The following is a 15,697-nucleotide window of genomic DNA, read 5'->3' as shown; positions in this document are numbered from 1 at the left end:
CCTCCGTGCTGGGCGGGCGGCACTGCGCCGCGCTCTGTGCCGCGCCGGGCCGCGCCGCGCCGCGTTGCGCTGGGCCGCGCCGGGGCCGCGCCGGGGCCGGGCCGGGGCCGGGCCGGGCCGCGTTGCGCTGGGCCGCGCCGCGTTGTGCCTAGGTTTCCGCCGGACGGGTGGCGCCGGGTTCAGCTTTCGGCCGGGGTGGCGCCCAGCCAGGAGCGGACCTCGGCGCACTCGTCGTCGGTGAGGGCGATCGTGGCGGCCTCGGCGCGGTTGAGGACGTTGTCGGCGAACGCGGTGGCGATCTCGTCCGCGGCCGGTGGCGGCTGGCGATAGAGGGGCGCGCCCCCGAACGCCGTGCCCCGGGTGACGAAGGCGATCGCCGCGCGGCTGACGTCGACGCCCTGGGCGGCCAGGCGGTCGCGGGCCCAGCGGGTGGCCTCGGTCAGGTTGAAGTGGTGGCTGGCGGCGTAGTCGGCCAGCGACTCGTAGACCAGCGGCCACATCTCGCGGGGCAGCCGGGGGAGGCTCAGCAGGGCGCTCAGCCGGCCGACCGGCTCGGGAGCGGGACCGGTCGCGCCGGAGGCCTCGGGCGGGTCGTGGCGGCTGTCGTCCCAGACGAAGTGGTTGGAGAACTTGGCGTGCGAGAGGTCCAGGCTCTCCAGGGCCCGGACGAACCCGCCGAAGCTGAACCAGTTGGTCTGGTCGACGCTCGGGCCCAGCTGACGGCGCAGGTCGTGTGCGAGCGAGGCGAGGTTCAGCGGGCCCGGTGCGGCGGCGTAGCGCCAGCGGACCAGGTCGCGGAACTGCTCGTACGAGACGGGAGCCTCGGCCTCGTCCACCACCACGGCCGGCTCGTCGTCGCTGTCCACCGGCTCGCCCTGCACCAGTTCGAGCAGCTCCTGGCTGGTGATCAGCCGGTCGGCGACCGCGATGAAGGCCTCGGCGGCGTCGGACGGCGAGACGATCGTGGTCCGGCGGTCGGAGCGGCGCAGGCGCACCAGCAGCGGGGTCATGTCGGAGTCGCCGGAGGCGATCACGAACTCCTCGTAGACCACCGGGTCGGCGAGGGCGTCGACCGCGTCGACCACCATCCGGATGTCGGCCGCGTTCTTGGTGTGTGTCAGCCGCGGGCAGTCGATCACCTCGAAGCCCGCGTTGACGAAGAACGGCCGGAACTGCGAGTAGTAGAGCCGGGGCTGGCCGGCGGCGGGGTCCGGGTGCGGCACCCAGCCACCCGGGTTCATGTAGCAGCGGACGATCAGCCAGCGGCGCGGGCCGTCGACCGTCAACGTCGTGGTCAGCCGGGACAGCCAGGCGGCCGGATCCTTGGCGAACTGGATCGCCACGTCCGGGTCCTGCTTGATCAGTCCGCTGAACACGTTGTCGAAGTCGAGATACAGTGCGGCGCGTACGCGAGCCATGACCGAAACCTATCGTGCCGGGCCCGGCCGGGTGACCGGGCCCGCCGTAGGTGTCAGCGCCGGGCTCGGGCGCCGGCCACCAGGGCCACGCCGCCGGCCGCGAGAGCGATCTGGATGGCCAGCTCGATCCAGTCGACGCCACGGGTGTCGTCCACGCCGATGGCCGCGGCGAGGAAGGTGCCGAGAAGCGCGGCGATCACGCCGATCCCCAGGGTCAGCCAGATCGAGATGTTCTGCTTGCCGGGCAGGACCAGCCGCCCCAGTGCGCCGATGATCAGGCCGATGACGATTGCGCTGATGATTCCGGAGATCTCCATGTCAGCTCCTCGGACAAGGGTTGATGCGCCCACCGTGTTCCCGGCGATCGACCGGTATCAAACATGAGCACACATTCAGCATGACGCGCTGACGCCAGTGGACTGAATCGCACAATGTGGGCGATCGACCTCGCCCGGACCAGCGTTGACTTCCCTCGTGCAGGCAGCCCAGGTCCTTGACGTGCTGGAGTCGTTGCTCGCCGCGAGCGGGCACCCGGAGATCGCCGCCGTCGAGCGGTACGGCGCCGACCTCGTGCCGGGCGGACCATCGCCGTCCGGTGTGCGGGTGCGGTACGAGAACGGCTCGGAGGCGTACCTCTGGGGCGCGATCTGGCCCGGTGAGAGTGACCTTCCCACCCCGCAGACCCTGCCGCCGCCCCGGCGGCGCGCCGACCGGATCGCGGTCTTCGCCGCGCAGTTGCTGGACGTCGCCCGGCCGGCGGCGTTCGCGTCGTGGCGGGTGGTCGCGCTGCCGGACCTGGGACCGGCGAGCGAGCGCGGCAAGGTGCCCCGCGGCCTGCGGATCGACTGCGCCGACGGCACCTCGCTGCTGCTGCGTGCCACTTCGGGTGTCGGCCCCACCGGTGACCCGGAGCATGACCCGTATCCGGAATATCGGATTCCGGCAAATCTCAGCGCGGGCCTCGGAGGCCCGAGCGCGGGCCTCGGAGGTGGCCTCAGCGCAGGCTGAAGACCGGGCCGCGGGGCGGGAACGGCAGCCGCTTGCCGCGCGGGACCAGGAACGCGTGCGCCCGCCGGATCCGCAGCACGTCGCACTCCCCGTCGGTGATCACCAGGATCGGGCCGGCCGGCGGGAAGTCGGCGGCGTGTTCGAGCAGGTCGATCGCGGGCTGCAGCACGGTTCCGCCGCGGCCGCGCACCCGTACCCTTCCGGCGATCTCGTCGACCGGCAGATAGCCGGCGTCGTAGGCGGCGGCGTCGCAGAACACCACCCTCGCCGCCGGCACGTCGCGGGCCGTGGCGTAGGAGGCGATCGCGCCCAGCGCCTTGCCCATCAGCTGGTGGTTCATCGAGCCGGAGGTGTCCACCACCACGCCGAAGGTGCTGCGCCGCACGGTCTCCTCCGGGCGGTGCCATCCCGGGCGAGGGATGTCCGGCGCGGCCGATTGCCGGCGGGAAGGGCGAGCGTACGTGCGCACGCGCTCCGCCACCGGCACGTGCTCGTCGAACCACCGGGCCAGCCGGACGTCCCACGGCAGCGGCGGCTGCTCGAGGACGCGGATCTCCGCGCGCAGCCCCGCAGGCAGCAGCCCTCGGCCGGTGCTCTGGTGGTACGCCCATCCGGTCAGCAGCGCCCGACGGCAGTACTCGTCCAGGTCCACGCCGCCGCCGCGCCGCCCGGCCCACGGCAGCGGCTCGCCGAGCATGTCGCCGCCGCACTTCCAGCCGCCCCGCAGCGTCGCCAGTTTCCGCGCCCGCCGCAGATCCGCGGCCAGCCGGTCGTAGACCTGCTCGGCCGAGAACCCGCGCAGCTCCGGGTCGTGCAGCGTCCCGTCCGGCAGGACACCGACGCCCATCTCCACCAGCCACCCGTTGATCACGTAGTCGCAGGCCACGTTCCACAGGTACGGATCGCGCCCGCCGACCCGGTCGTGGTGCCGCAGCGCGACATGCAGCAGCTCGTGAGCCAGCACGAACCGCCACTCCTGTTCGCTCAGCGACCGCCACGGGTTCACGTAGATCTCGCCCGCCTCCGCCGACACCGCCGCGATCGAGATCTCCCAGCCGCGGGCGAGCTGACCGTCGGCGACCAGGGTGAACCCGGCCGCCACGCCGCCGAGCAGCGGGTACGACCCGAGGAACCAGCTCATCGCCAGCTCCCAGGGCGTCCGGGCCGGCCCGGAACCGGTGATGTCGGTCCGCGCGCCGCCGGCCAGTTCGACACCGGCCATCGCCGCCGCGGACAGCCCGAGCGCGAAACGGTCCGGCCACCGCGGGTCGGTGGACGCGGAGAAGCGGGCGGGCACCGGGTCCAGGTCCGGCGGCACGGCGAACTCACGCGGCACACCCTCGCGCCGCCAGCGCGCGGCGAGGTCGGCCTCCTCGCCCGAGGGCAGCGAGTCGGGCAGCGGATCCGGCTCGCGGCCCAGCTTCACCGCACGCTGGAAACGCGCCACGGCAAGGCAGGCCGCCGACATGTACGCGCCGTCGTGCTCCACCTCCGGTGCGGCCGTCACCGCCGCCGTCGGCGGCGACGAACGGTCGAGGTGCCCGAACCCGAGGTGCAGCAGGGCGTGCGCGAGCACCCAGCGCCACTCCTCCCCGTCCATCCGGCGGGCCCGGCTCGCCCGGATCCGCCCGTCCGGCGAGACGAGCAGCCAGCCCGGCGGCCGGTCCTCCACGAGCTGCGCCGCCGCGGCGGGCCGGGGCCAGTCCGGCTGGGTCATCGGCGCGAACAGCGGGTGCCGGGACAGCTCCTGCCAGGCGTGCCGGAACGCCAGCTCGTTGGGATCCGGCGGAGGCGGCTTGCGTGCCATCTCAGGCCCGCGCCGCGACCAGGCGCGGCAGGTCACGGCTCACCTCGACGAGGAACCAGGCGGGCAGCACCGGGTTGCCGTCGGAGTCCGGGGCGATCACCAGGCGGCCGCACTCGAGGGACAGCTCGGCCAGCTCGACGAGCATCGCCTTGGCGCGGTGGGCGAAGTGGCGCACGGCGGCGGGCGCCTGGTTCTTGCCGGCCGGCAGGTCCTTGACCAGGCGGGCGCGGAACGCCTCGGCCAGGAAGTAGAGCAGGTCACGATCGCCGGGCGCGGACGGCCAGCCGGCGTCGCCGCGCAGGATCGCGTCCAGCCCGTACCGGTGGCGGACGATCTTCACGTAGCCGCAGAACGCGGTGGCATGCGCGGGACTGAGAGTGCCGGCCGCCAGCAGCGTCAGCATCTCCTCGGAGACGTCGTCGCCGTACGAGCCGAGTGCGTCGGAGAGCATGTGCCAGCTGCGCGGGGTGGAGAACGGCTCCTCCACCTTGGGCGGTGCCGACCAGAGGTGGTCCGGGCGCTCGGTCAGGTAGCCGGTGACCCAGCGGTGCACGCCGGTGGCGAGCGCCCAGTTCAGCCAGTCGGACCAGGAGGCTCGCAGGTGGACGTGGATGAGGCGGTTGACCAGGGCGGAGGCCATCGGGCGAGCGAGCGCGTTGTCGCTGGCCCGGTTACCGGCGCCGATCACGATGGAACCGGGCGGCAATTCGTACGCCCCGATGCGGCGGTCGAGGATCAGCGAGTAGAACGCCTTCTGCACGTCCGGGCTCGACGCGTTCAGCTCGTCGAGGAACAGGCAGTACGGCTCGTCGCGGGCGATCGACTCGGGTGGGGCGAAGCGGCTGCGGCCGTCGCGTAGTTCGGGCACCCCGATCAGGTCCTCGGCGGCCAGCTGGGTGCCGACCAGGGTGACGCAGTCCAGGCCGAGCGAGGCGGCGAAGTCGCGGACCAGGGAGCTCTTGCCGATGCCGGGCGCGCCCCACACGAAGACCGGCCGGACCACCGCGACATGCAGGAGCAGGTCGGGCAGCCGCGCCGGGGTCACGGTGAGGGCGGAGTGCATGGCAGTGAGTGTGCCGGGTGCGGAGATCGGTGAGCATCTGGTTTTACGAGCCGGACATCGACGCGCCTCTGCCGTTCTCGGTGGCCAGGAAGGCCGTACCGGGCAGACCGCCGCCGGGCTGGCGCGGCCCCTCGGCCTCGGCCGGGTCGACGGACCGGAACGTCGCCGGGGACCAGCCGCTCTCCTGCCAGCTGTTGTTGCTGGCTTTGGCGCTGCCGGGTAGGCCGACCTCACCTTGACCGTTTTCGATCGCGACGTTGAGGCGCAGCACGGCGGGGCCGGTGAGCGAGAAGCCGAGGTTCGTGTTGCCGAATGCGGTGTTGTTGCCGAGCTCGACGGCCGCGGTGTTGCCCTCGTCGACGAAGCCGTGCCCGTCGTTGCTCCAGGCGGCGTTGTGCCGCAGGCGGTGCGCGGCGACCGCCTCGCCGCCGCCGATCGCGAAACCGTTCGCCCGGTTGCCGAAGGACCAGTTGTACTGCACCGACACCGGGCTGTTGAACGCGCCGAGGTTGATCCCGTCGCCGGTGTTGCGGAAAGCGCGGTTGCCGCGCAGCAGGTTGCCGTCGCCGTTGCCGAACTGGACGGCCAGGCCCGACCCGCCGTTGCCGGAGAAGTCGCTGTCCAGCACCTGGTTGCCGGCCGTACCGTCGTTGCGCAGCATCAGGCCGCTGCCCGCGCCGTCGCGTACCGAGATCCGCTGGAAGACGTTGTCGGTGCACGCCAAGCAGGTCCAGCTCGCGTCCCGGGCCTTCTCGACCGCCAGGTCCCGCACGATCCAGTACGAGCTCTCCTGCGTGATCGCCCACTTGTCGGCGGGCATGGCGGAGGCGTCGATGACCGCCCGCTCGCCCTGGTAACCGCTGAGCGTGATCCGCTTCGCCGCCGTGCCGCTCGTGGTGATCGAGATCGGCTCGGTGGGGCGGTAGGTGCCGCCGCGCAGAGCGATCGTCTGCCCGGCCCGGACGGTCGCGATCGCCTTCCCCACGGTGGCGAACGGGCGTTTCAGGCTCCCGTCGGCCCCGTCGTCGCCGCCGGGGGCGACATAGATGTCGGCCTTGCTCACGCCCAGCCCTCCGGCGCGGGCGGGCGCCTTGCTCGCGGCGGCGCTGGGGCTCGGGGTGGCTGCGGCCGGAGGTGTCGCGGTCGCCGCCGGCCCGGCCGGTGCGGTGGCCGGCGGCGGGGCCACGGCCTGCGGGGACTCCGGGCCGGCGGGCAGGTAGAGCACCGCGTACGCGAAACCGCCCCCCACGGCCACGGTCGCCGCGGTGGCCGCCGCCAGCGTCTTGGTCTGCACGAGAGAGGTGACGTGGGCGACCAGCGAGGTCCCGCCGGTCACCGCGACCGGGGCCACCGCGGCGCCGCCGTGCAGGCTCGCCTGGATCCCGGCCAGCAGCACGGCCGGCACCGGCAGTGCGATGATCCCCAGCAGCAGCCGCTCGGGTGCGACCAGCCCGCGCTGGTGGACGCGGCACTTGGGGCAGTCCCGGACGTGCCGGGCCAGGCGCTTGCGCCAGACCGAGTCGGTGGTGCCGTCCCAGAACCGGATCTGCTCCGAGAGCTCCGGGCAGATCGGCTTGGCGCGCAGCGCGCGGACCACGCCGCGGCTCAGGTCGAGCTGCGCCTTCATCCGCTGCACCTTGACCGCGGCGTGGTTCGGCTTCACGCCGAGCGCGGCGGCCAGCTCGGCGCGGGTCAGGTCGCCGGCCGCCTCCTGCCACCAGAGCGCCAGCAGCCGGCGGTCGGTGTCCTCCAGCCAGCGCCCGGCCTCGGCCAGCTCCCGGCGCTGCTCGGCGACGACCAGCTCGGCCGTGGTCCGCTCGGCGAAGTCGCCGACCGGGTCGGGCACGTCGACCGGCTCCGGGTGGCGGCGGGCGAGCGTCATCTTCCGGCTGCGCAGATGCATCTGCACCCGCCGGTACGCGATCGCGACCAGCCAGGACCGGAACCGGTCCGGCTCGCGCAGGGAACCGAGGCCCCGGATGGCCTGGAGCATGGTGTCCTGCACCAGGTCGTCGACGTCCGGATGGCCGTGCAGCGCCCGCCCGATGATGTTGTAGATCAGCGGCAGGTGCCCGGTGACGAGCTCGTCCACGGCGCCGACGCTGCCGCCCTGCGCGGCGCGGACCACCTCGGTGAGATCGGCTACGACCGCGGTCCGAGCGTCTGTCACCGTTCCGCCCTTCATCGACCGCCATCTATGACAAGGCCTCGTCACCTGCTACGACGCCGTATCGTGGCACAGGCGTTTTCGCCTGTAAAGCGCATGTGGGCACGCTCCCACGAGATTTCTGTTATCCACCAGGGGTTTCCGCGACTACTGATTCGACCGCCGTCGTCCGTTCTTCGTTCGTTGGGAGCAGTAGGTGTTCTGTCGTACCCCGGGCCTAGGCTGCGATCGTGAGGGCCGAGCCCAGCATCCTGCACGTCGACCTGGATGCGATGTTCGCCGCCGTGGAGCAGCGCGACAAGGTGTCGCTGCGCGGGAGACCGGTCGTCGTCGGCGGGGTGGCCGGGCGTGGCGTCGTGTCCACCGCCTCCTACGAGGCGAGGGCGTGGGGCGTGCGCTCGGCGATGCCGATGGCCCAGGCCCGGCGGCGCCTGCCCGCCGGCACGGCCTATCTGTCGCCCCGCTTCGCGGCCTACCAGCGGACCAGCGCCGTGGTCATGGCGCTGCTGCACGGGATCACGCCGCTCGTCGAGCAGGTGAGCATCGATGAGGCCTATCTCGACCTGGCCGCGGGCGGTCACGATCTCACCCCGCGCGGCGTCACCGACCTGGCCCTCCGCGTGAAGCGCGAGATCGCCGCGGCCACCGGCGGCATCACCGGGTCGGTCGGCGTCGCCTCGTCCAAGCTCCTCGCCAAGATCGGTTCGGAACTGCGCAAACCCGACGGCCTGACGGTGGTCCCGGCGGGCGCGGAGCTCACGGTGCTGCACCCCCTGCCGGTGGGCACGCTGGGCGGTGTCGGTCCGGCCACCGAGCAGAGACTTCACCGAGCGGGGGTACGAACGGTCGGCGACCTCGCCGGTGTGGCACTCGAGGACCTCGTCGACTGGTTCGGCACCGCGCACGGCAACGGCCTGTTCCGGCTGGCCCGCGCCGACGACGACCGCCCCGTGGTGGGCGAGCGCGAGGCCAAGTCGATCTCGGCCGAGGAGACGTTCGACGTCGACCTCACCAACCCGGCCCAGCTCACCCGCGAGCTCGACCTGCTCTCCGCCCGCGTCGCCGGCCGCCTGCGTTCCAACGGGCTGACCGGCCGCACCGTCAACATCAAGGTCCGTTACTACGACTTCACGACCGTGACCAGGGCCGTCACCAGGGACCAGCCGACCGACGACCCGCGACTGGTGGCGCAGATCGCGCGCCGGCTGCTGGCCGAGATCGACACGTCGTCGGGGATCCGGCTGCTCGGCGTGGGCGTTTCCACCCTGGCCGACTTCGCCCAGGACGACCTGTTCTCGACAGCACCGGAGGACTCGCTTCTTGCGACCTTCACCGACGACCGCCGCCCCGGCTTCACCGACGACCGCCGGTCCGGGGACTCGCCGCCGGAGGCTGCCATGCGGCCGGTGACCACGGTTGTCGTCGCCCCGGAGCTCTCGGCCGCCCCGCCGGAGCCGGTCTGGCGTCCCGGTCAGGACGTGCGGCACGACGAGCACGGCGCGGGCTGGGTGTGGGGCAGCGGTCTGGGGCGGGTCACGGTCCGGTTCGAGGGCCCACACACCCCACCGGGCCCGGTGCGCACGTTCGCGGTCGGCGATCCCGCACTCCATCCAGCGGATCCCCCGGACTGGACGGAGATGCCGTCCTCATCGGAGCCCTCCACCGCTCCCGCCTCTTCGGACCGTTTGCCGGTTCCCGCCTCTTCGGGCGTTTCGGCTCGGCCGGCCCCTTCCGGGCTTGCCGACAATTCGGCCTCTTCGGACCATTCGGCCGATCTGGCCTCGTCGGAGCTTTCGCCTGGTTCGGATGTGGAGGATCTGTCGTGTCCGGGGTGAGCGCGGCCCAGCCATCCTGGGTGGAGCGGCTGCGGGTGCTGGTCAGTCGCGAGTTCGCCACCAGCGTCGCCATGCGGCGGCGGCAGATCGTGGTGGACGCGCTGCTGGCCCTCGGGATCTTCGGGGTCAGCGCGCTGCCGCTGGCGAGCGCAGGGGTGCCGTGGTGGGCCTACGCGGTGCTGGCCGGGATCACGCTGCCCCTGGCGGTGCGCCGGCAGAACCCGCTGCTGTGCAACATGCTCATCGGGCCCAGCGCGGTGGTCTTCGCGTTCGCCGGCTGGCCCAGCCCCCTGGTGCCGATCGGCCCGCTCGTGGCGCTGCACGCGATCGCCGCCTACGGCCGTCGCCGCCACGCCTACATCTTCCTGGTGCTGGCCCTGATCGCAGCGCCGGCCGCACTCTTCCTCCGCCCACAGGAGTACGACCCCTTCGAATGGCTCAACCTCGCCCTCGCCGTGGCGGTCGCCTGGCTGGCCGGCGCGCTGACCGAGTCGCGGCGCCGCGAGACGCGCCAGTTCGAGGAACGGATGGCTGCCGAACAGGCCCGCCGCCTGGCCGAAGCCGACCGCGCCGCCGCCGAGGAACGCAACCGGATCGCCCGCGAGATGCACGACCTGCTGGGCCACTCGGTGGGCGTGATGGTCGTGCTGGCCGAGGGCGGCGCCGCCCGAGCCGAGATGGGCCACGCCGACCCGGAAGTACTCGACCGCATCGCCGCAACCGGCCGCGAGGCAATGGTGGACCTCCGGGCGGCACTGGGTTCCCTCCGCCGCCCACCAGCCACCAGCCACGACCGCCCCACCGGCGACGCCACCAGCCACGACCGCCCCACCGGCGACGCCGCTTCCCGCGACCGTCCCACGGGTGATGCCGCTTCCCGTGGCCGCGACACCACCGCCGACGGCCGCCCTCGGCTCGCCGGCCGCGACCGCTTCGCCGGGCGGGAGCAGGGCGTCGGCGGGGACCGAAAAGCCGGCGGGGACCGAAAAGCCGGGTGGGAGCGGACGGCCGGGTGGGAGCAGAGCGCCGAGGCGGATGACCCCTCTGCCGGCCGTGAGCAGGACGCCGACGTGCGTGAGCGTCTCGCCGGGCGGGAGTGGGGTGGCGACCGGGCCGGTGGTGACGGGGCCGGGGATGGCGGGGCGCGGCAGCGGCGGCCGTTGCCCGGGACGGATGAGCTTCCGGCGCTGGTGGGTGCCATGCAGGCGGCGGGCCTGGATGTGGAACTGAGGTCCAGTCTGCGGGGGCGGGTCGCCGGGGCGACGGGGTTGGCGGTCTACCGGATTGTGCAGGAGGCGCTCACCAACGCCATGAAGCATGCGCCGGGGGAGCAGGTGGTCGTGGCGGTTGGTGACGATGACGGCGGGGTGCTGGTGGAGGTCAGGAATCGGCTGCCGGACGGATATCGGGTCTCGGCCGGGGGCCACGGCCTGCGCAACATGCGCGAGCGGGCGGCGGGCGTCGGTGGCCAGATCGAGCACGGCGTCGAAGGGGAGGACTGGCAGGTGACCCTGTGGCTGAGCCGGGAGACGGACGGATGACGGGATCGGCTGAGCCGGGAGAGGGGGACGGGCGGGTGGCGGAGCGGGTTCGGGTGTTGCTTGTCGATGATGAGGAGTTGGTTCGGGTCGGGCTGCGGATGATTCTGGAGGCGCAGCCGGACATCGAGGTGGTCGGGGAGCTCCGGGACGGTGGGGGAGCGGCGGAGGCGGCTCGGGAGAGCCGGGCCGATGTGGTGCTGATGGACATTCGGATGCCGGGGACGGACGGTGTTCGGGCCACTGCCGAGATCGCGCGGGAGGCGCCGGGGAGCCGGGTGATCATTCTGACCACGTTCGACCTCGACGAGCATGTGATCGACTCGCTGCGGGCGGGTGCGTCGGGGTTCCTGGTGAAGGACACGCCCCGGGCCGAGCTGGTCGCCGCGGTGCGGGTGGTCGCCTCGGGGGACGCGCTGCTCACGCCCAGTGCTACCCGGCGGCTGCTCGCCGAGTTCGTGCGGGTGGCGCCGCCGGCCGCCCGCGCGCCGGTCGCCGGGCCGCTGACGGCACGGGAGCAGGAGGTGCTCGCCGCGCTGGCTCGGGGGCGCAGCAACGCGGAGATCGCGGCTGATCTGGTGGTCAGCGAGCACACGGTGAAGACGCATGTGGGCAGCATCCTGACCAAGCTCGGGCTGCGGGACCGGGTGCAGGCCGTGATCTACGCCTTCGAGCAGGGCATCGCCGCCGTGCCCGGCCGGCGGCCTGGTTAGAGCGGCCTGGTCGCTGACGCTGCGGCGGTGAAAAATGTCGGCGGGCGACGCAACCTGGCGGTGGAGCTGTTGGTCCTTCCTCTGACAGACGTCGACACGGGGAGGGCGATTTGAGTGCCGAGGAATCGGTGCGGCAGGCGTACGTGGCCTACTACCAGCGGCTCGTGACGCAGATGGCCGGACTGGTCGGGAACCTGGCCGAGGCCGAGGACGCGGTGCACGAGGCGTTCGCCCGAGTCCTCGGGTCACCCGCCTCGTTCCTGCGCGCCGACGACGCCGAACGCTGGCTGCGGGTGGCTGCCCTCAACGTGGCCCGGACCCGCTACCGGCGGCGGTGGCTGTTCGACCGGCTGGTCCGGTCCGGTCGGGTCGAGATCGCGCCGTCCGCGGTGCCCGGCGTGTCCGGCGACCGGGTGGCCCTACTCACCGCCCTGCGCCGATTGGCCCCGCCGACCCGCGAGGTGATCGTCCTGCACCACCTCGCGGACCTGCCGGTGGTGGAGGTCGCCGCCACCCTCGGCATCCCGGTGGGCACGGTCAAGGCCCGGCTGGCCCGCGGGCGGGCGGCCCTCGCCCGATTCCTGTCCGACGACGATCCGCTCCCGATGACCGAGGAGGTCCGCCATGCTTGATTCCCACTTCGACAGGCTGCGGGCCGAGGTCGGCGACGCGGTGCGCCAGCCCGATTTCGATTCGGTACGCGACCGGGCCGCCGTCCGGAAACGCCGCCGCCGTACCGCCGCAGTGGTTGTCGCTGTGCTCGTGGCCGCCGGCTTCGGCTTCGCCGTCAACCGTGGACCGGCCGCTCCCGTCCAGGTGGCGACCGTCGACCCGGAACCCGGCTATCCACGGCTGATCGGGCTGACCAGCGCCGGAAACGATCTGTACGCCCTTCAGGAGCCGCGCCCGGACAGTGCCGCCGAGCTGCACGTGTCGCCGGACGGCGGCGCCACCTGGACATCCCGGGACCTGCCGCCCATGGCTGCGGACGCCGACCCGTCCCGGGAGGGGACGTTCACCGCGCTGTCCACCGGTCTGGTGCTGTGGCGGGAGAACAACGTGGGCGCCACCGAGCGGGACAGGTTCTGGATCACCCGGGACGGCGGCCGGAGCTGGACCCGGCCAGAGATCGGCACCCAGCCGGTGGACACGGTCCCGGACGGGGTGCGGCCGGTCGACTGCGCCCTCCTGGGGGTCACCACCTGCACGGTCGGTGTGGTCGACCCGGACAACGGCCGGTTCGCGCCGCTGCGGAACCAGCCCACCGGCTTGAGCACCGAGTTCTCGGGGGACGTAGATCTCATGGTGCCGTTCGACGGGCAACTGTGGGTGCCCGGCATGGACCCGGACACGGAACGGCCGGCGATGGCGAGCAGCTCCGACCGCGGCCGGACCTGGCACACCCACGTCTTCACCGACGCGGTACCGGACGAGCCCCGCCCCGGCGACGACGTCATGCCTTCCAGCCGGTTCTTGCCAGAAGTGGCCGCCGGCTCAGGTGGAGCGGCGTACGTGCTGACCTTCCGCTCGAAGGATCTGATCGACGTGCACCACACCACGGACGGCGGGCTGACCTGGCAGGTCGGCGACACGATCCAGGGCGCCCTGCTCATGGCCGGGCTCGTCACCCCTGACGGTACTCACGTCGTTCCCCGGCGCACCGACTTCGTCGCCGGTCAGGGCACCGGCCGGTACACGCCGGTGACCATGCGCGGCTTCCCCAGGAACCCCCTGTACCAGGTGCGGATCAGCGAGCCCGGAACGACGGCGCCGTACGTCGTGGTGACGGAGACCGCCGCGTACCGCTCGGAGAACGGCCTGACCTGGCAGCAGATCCGCCTCCCGTAACCCCAGCAGGTCCCCGTTCCGTCCCTGCCAACACCAGGGGCCGACCCTGCACGCCCGCGTCAGCCCTCAGGAGTCCCGATATGGCACCCGTCCCCGGCCTGACCGGGATCCGTGGCCTGCTCGCCCTGTACGTGGTGACCCACCACTGCTGGCTGCTGGCCTTCCCCGGTTACCCGCACAACACCGGCCCGGCCTGGCTCGGCTGGCTGCTGCACGGTCGGCTCGCCGTCGTCGCGTTCATCGTCCTGTCCGGATTCTCCCTGGGCCTGGCCCCGGCCCGGAACGGCTGGCGACTCGGCGGCCTGCGCCGCTACCTCGGCCGCCGTGCCCGGCGGATCCTGCCCGCCTACTGGGCCGCCCTGGCCGTCAGCGCCGTGATCGCGGTCCTCGTGCCGTCCCTGCCGCTCAGCGAGCCGCCGACACCACGATCCCTTCTGGTGTACGGCCTGATGCTGCAGGACCTCGTCGCCGCGCCCGCACCCAACGGCGCGTTCTGGTCGATCGCCGTGGAAGCCGGTCTCTACCTGGTGTTCCCGCTCCTGTTGGTGCTGCGCCGGAAGGCCGGAGCGGTGGTAACCCTCGCCGTGGTAACCGTGCCGGTCACGGTTCTCGGCCCGCCCACCGCCGGCCGGTACACCGTCGAACTGGCCCCGTTGTTCACCCTCGGCCTGCTGGCCGCCGGAGTCGTCCACGCCGGCGACCGGATCCGCGGCCTGCCCTGGTACGGACTGTCCGTGTTGGCCGCCGCCCCGATCCTGGCATTGATCGCGATCCGTGGCCCGGCATGGGCAGTGTCCCACTACTTCTGGCTGGACCTGGCCGCCGGCCCCGCCATCGCGATGTTCCTGGCCGCCGTCGCGACGCGCCGCCCCGGTCGCCTGTTGAACCACGGGCCGCTACCGTTCCTCGGCGGTTTCTCCTACAGCCTCTACCTGATCCACATGCCGATCGTCGCCCTGACCCACACCATGACCACGGGTTCAGGCCCGGCCGCCTTCGGTTCATGGTGGCGGTGGCACTCCCGCTCTGCCTGCTGTCGGCCCACCTGCTGGCAACGTTCTGCGAAGTCCCTTTCCTGGTACGTCGTCCCGCTGTGGGAGCGGCCTGGTCAGAAAGGACCAGACACGGACCGCTCTCGGCGGCGATGTGGCCCGGCGGGGTGCGCGAATAGCGTCGCCGGCATGAACGATGCGACGGAGAGAACCGGAACGCTCGCCTGGAGTTCGCTGGTCGCCGGCGTGCTCGGCCTCCTGCCCGCCCCGGGGCCGCTGGCGGGGCTGATCGCCATCGCGTTCGGCCTGTTGACGCCCACCGGCAGCAGTGGTCGCCGTCCGGGGCCGGCACGAGCGGGCATTCTGCTGGGAGCAGCAAGTGTGCTGTTCTTCGCCGTGGCGTGCCTAATCTACTTCGGTGTTCTCGGCTATCCGTTTCCGCGCCTGGAGCGCTACCGGCCGGAGGGGGCGTTGTGGTGAGCACCGCTGTTGCGATCGCCGAGTGGGTGGAGCGGCTCCTGCCCGATCGGGAACGGGCCGCGCGGCTGGCGGCGGCGCTCCGTGACGAGTTCGGCGCCGGTGACGAGGCGGACAGCCCGGAGCGGTGCCGGCGTATCGAGCGGGTCTGTCACCGGTTCGCGAGACATCTGACGTTGGAGTATTTCGAGCGCGCTTTCCCCGTACCCGACAAGGAAAAACCGACTGGCTGGCCGCCGCCGGACGGCCTGGCGATCCGCGCAGCTCGCGCGAACGTGGCGCCGGTGGAGCATGTTGGTGACGCTGCGTTGTTGCGCCTGGACAGCCTGGAGTCGTGGGAGTTCGCCGGGCTGTTCGTGGAGGAGGCGTTCGCGGCGGCCAAGGGTGCGCGGAGGCTGGTTCTCGATCTGCGTCACAACGGCGGCGGCGCGATGGACACGCTGGCCCGCATCGCCGGATTCGTCCTGGGCCGGGAAGGCGAGTTGCTGGCCACGGTGACCGCGCTGACCGGCGTGGAGGAGTGCCGGACCCCGGTGGGAGCGGCATGGGGTGGCGAGACGGTCGTGCTGACCAGCCGGCGGACCTACTCGTCGGGGGAGGCGCTCGCCTACGTCCTGCGGAACCGTGGCGTCCGGGTGATCGGTGAGCGGACGCCCGGTGCCGCCGACCACTGCGTTCCCGTTCGGGTGACGCGGCACGTCGTGGCGCTGATCCCCTTCGCGGTCGTCCAGGATCCGGTCACGGGTGGGAACTGGGAGGGTACGGGCGTGGTGCCGGACGTCGAGGTGCCCGAGGAGAGGGCTCTGGAGATCGCCCTGGGCTGACCCGGAT

13 protein-coding genes are annotated in these 15,697 nt (G+C 72.6%); 8 read left to right on the top strand and 5 right to left on the bottom strand.

Annotation, left to right across the window (positions count from 1 at the left end; genetic code table 11):
* Positions 1–179: 179 nt before the first annotated feature.
* Entirely contained in the window at positions 180–1,418 is a 1,239-nt protein-coding gene (locus AB0M02_RS15035) for an NYN domain-containing protein (RefSeq protein ID WP_364226557.1), read from the bottom strand.
* Positions 1,419–1,471: 53 nt separating this feature from the next.
* On the bottom strand, positions 1,472–1,735 hold the full coding sequence (locus tag AB0M02_RS15030) for a GlsB/YeaQ/YmgE family stress response membrane protein (protein WP_364226555.1): 264 nt from the start codon (positions 1,733–1,735) through the stop codon (positions 1,472–1,474).
* 157 nt (positions 1,736–1,892) lie between these two features.
* Between AB0M02_RS15030 and AB0M02_RS15025 the strand changes: the two genes are divergently transcribed.
* Positions 1,893–2,426: a hypothetical protein gene (locus AB0M02_RS15025; RefSeq protein WP_364226552.1), complete on the top strand. Its 534-nt coding sequence runs from the start codon at positions 1,893–1,895 to the stop codon at positions 2,424–2,426.
* Here AB0M02_RS15025 and AB0M02_RS15020 read toward each other — a convergent pair.
* The 3 genes from AB0M02_RS15020 to AB0M02_RS15010 form a co-directional block, all read right to left on the bottom strand.
* A complete protein-coding gene (locus AB0M02_RS15020; protein ID WP_364226549.1) occupies positions 2,413–4,233 on the bottom strand; it encodes a hypothetical protein in 1,821 nt (606 codons plus the stop codon). The genes AB0M02_RS15025 and AB0M02_RS15020 overlap by 14 nt on opposite strands.
* 1 nt (position 4,234) lies before the next feature.
* Positions 4,235–5,278: a MoxR family ATPase gene (locus AB0M02_RS15015; RefSeq protein WP_364227435.1), complete on the bottom strand. Its 1,044-nt coding sequence runs from the start codon at positions 5,276–5,278 to the stop codon at positions 4,235–4,237.
* 61 nt (positions 5,279–5,339) lie between these two features.
* Positions 5,340–7,466 (bottom strand): sigma-70 family RNA polymerase sigma factor, encoded by a 2,127-nt coding sequence (locus AB0M02_RS15010; protein WP_364226546.1) that lies wholly within the window; start codon positions 7,464–7,466, stop codon positions 5,340–5,342.
* Between the two features lie 227 nt (positions 7,467–7,693).
* Between AB0M02_RS15010 and AB0M02_RS15005 the strand changes: the two genes are divergently transcribed.
* The 7 genes from AB0M02_RS15005 to AB0M02_RS14975 all read left to right on the top strand — a co-directional run bounded on the left by AB0M02_RS15005 (position 7,694) and on the right by AB0M02_RS14975 (position 15,690).
* A complete protein-coding gene (locus AB0M02_RS15005) occupies positions 7,694–9,298 on the top strand; it encodes a DNA polymerase IV (protein ID WP_364226544.1) in 1,605 nt (534 codons plus the stop codon).
* A complete protein-coding gene (locus AB0M02_RS15000; RefSeq protein WP_364226541.1) occupies positions 9,286–10,839 on the top strand; it encodes a histidine kinase in 1,554 nt (517 codons plus the stop codon). The genes AB0M02_RS15005 and AB0M02_RS15000 overlap by 13 nt, the downstream gene beginning before the upstream one ends.
* Positions 10,836–11,549 carry a response regulator transcription factor gene (locus AB0M02_RS14995; RefSeq protein WP_364226538.1) on the top strand — a complete coding sequence of 238 codons (714 nt, stop codon included), beginning with the start codon at positions 10,836–10,838 and terminating at the stop codon, positions 11,547–11,549. The genes AB0M02_RS15000 and AB0M02_RS14995 overlap by 4 nt, the downstream gene beginning before the upstream one ends.
* A 110-nt stretch (positions 11,550–11,659) precedes the next feature.
* Positions 11,660–12,181, top strand: a complete 522-nt coding sequence (locus AB0M02_RS14990; protein ID WP_364226536.1) for a sigma-70 family RNA polymerase sigma factor — start codon at positions 11,660–11,662, stop codon at positions 12,179–12,181.
* A complete protein-coding gene (locus AB0M02_RS14985) occupies positions 12,174–13,397 on the top strand; it encodes a hypothetical protein (protein WP_364226533.1) in 1,224 nt (407 codons plus the stop codon). Before AB0M02_RS14990 ends, AB0M02_RS14985 begins: the two co-directional genes overlap by 8 nt.
* Positions 13,398–13,477: 80 nt before the next feature.
* Positions 13,478–14,869: an acyltransferase gene (locus AB0M02_RS14980; RefSeq protein WP_364226531.1), complete on the top strand. Its 1,392-nt coding sequence runs from the start codon at positions 13,478–13,480 to the stop codon at positions 14,867–14,869.
* Positions 14,866–15,690: a S41 family peptidase gene (locus tag AB0M02_RS14975; protein ID WP_364226528.1), complete on the top strand. Its 825-nt coding sequence runs from the start codon at positions 14,866–14,868 to the stop codon at positions 15,688–15,690. The genes AB0M02_RS14980 and AB0M02_RS14975 overlap by 4 nt, the downstream gene beginning before the upstream one ends.
* Positions 15,691–15,697: the final 7 nt, after the last annotated feature.

This window comes from Actinoplanes sp. NPDC051861 (assembly GCF_040681145.1).
GTDB lineage: Bacteria > Actinomycetota > Actinomycetes > Mycobacteriales > Micromonosporaceae > Actinoplanes.
Note: the sequence above shows the minus strand (reverse complement) of the source record. Positions and strands in the feature narration are given on the sequence as shown.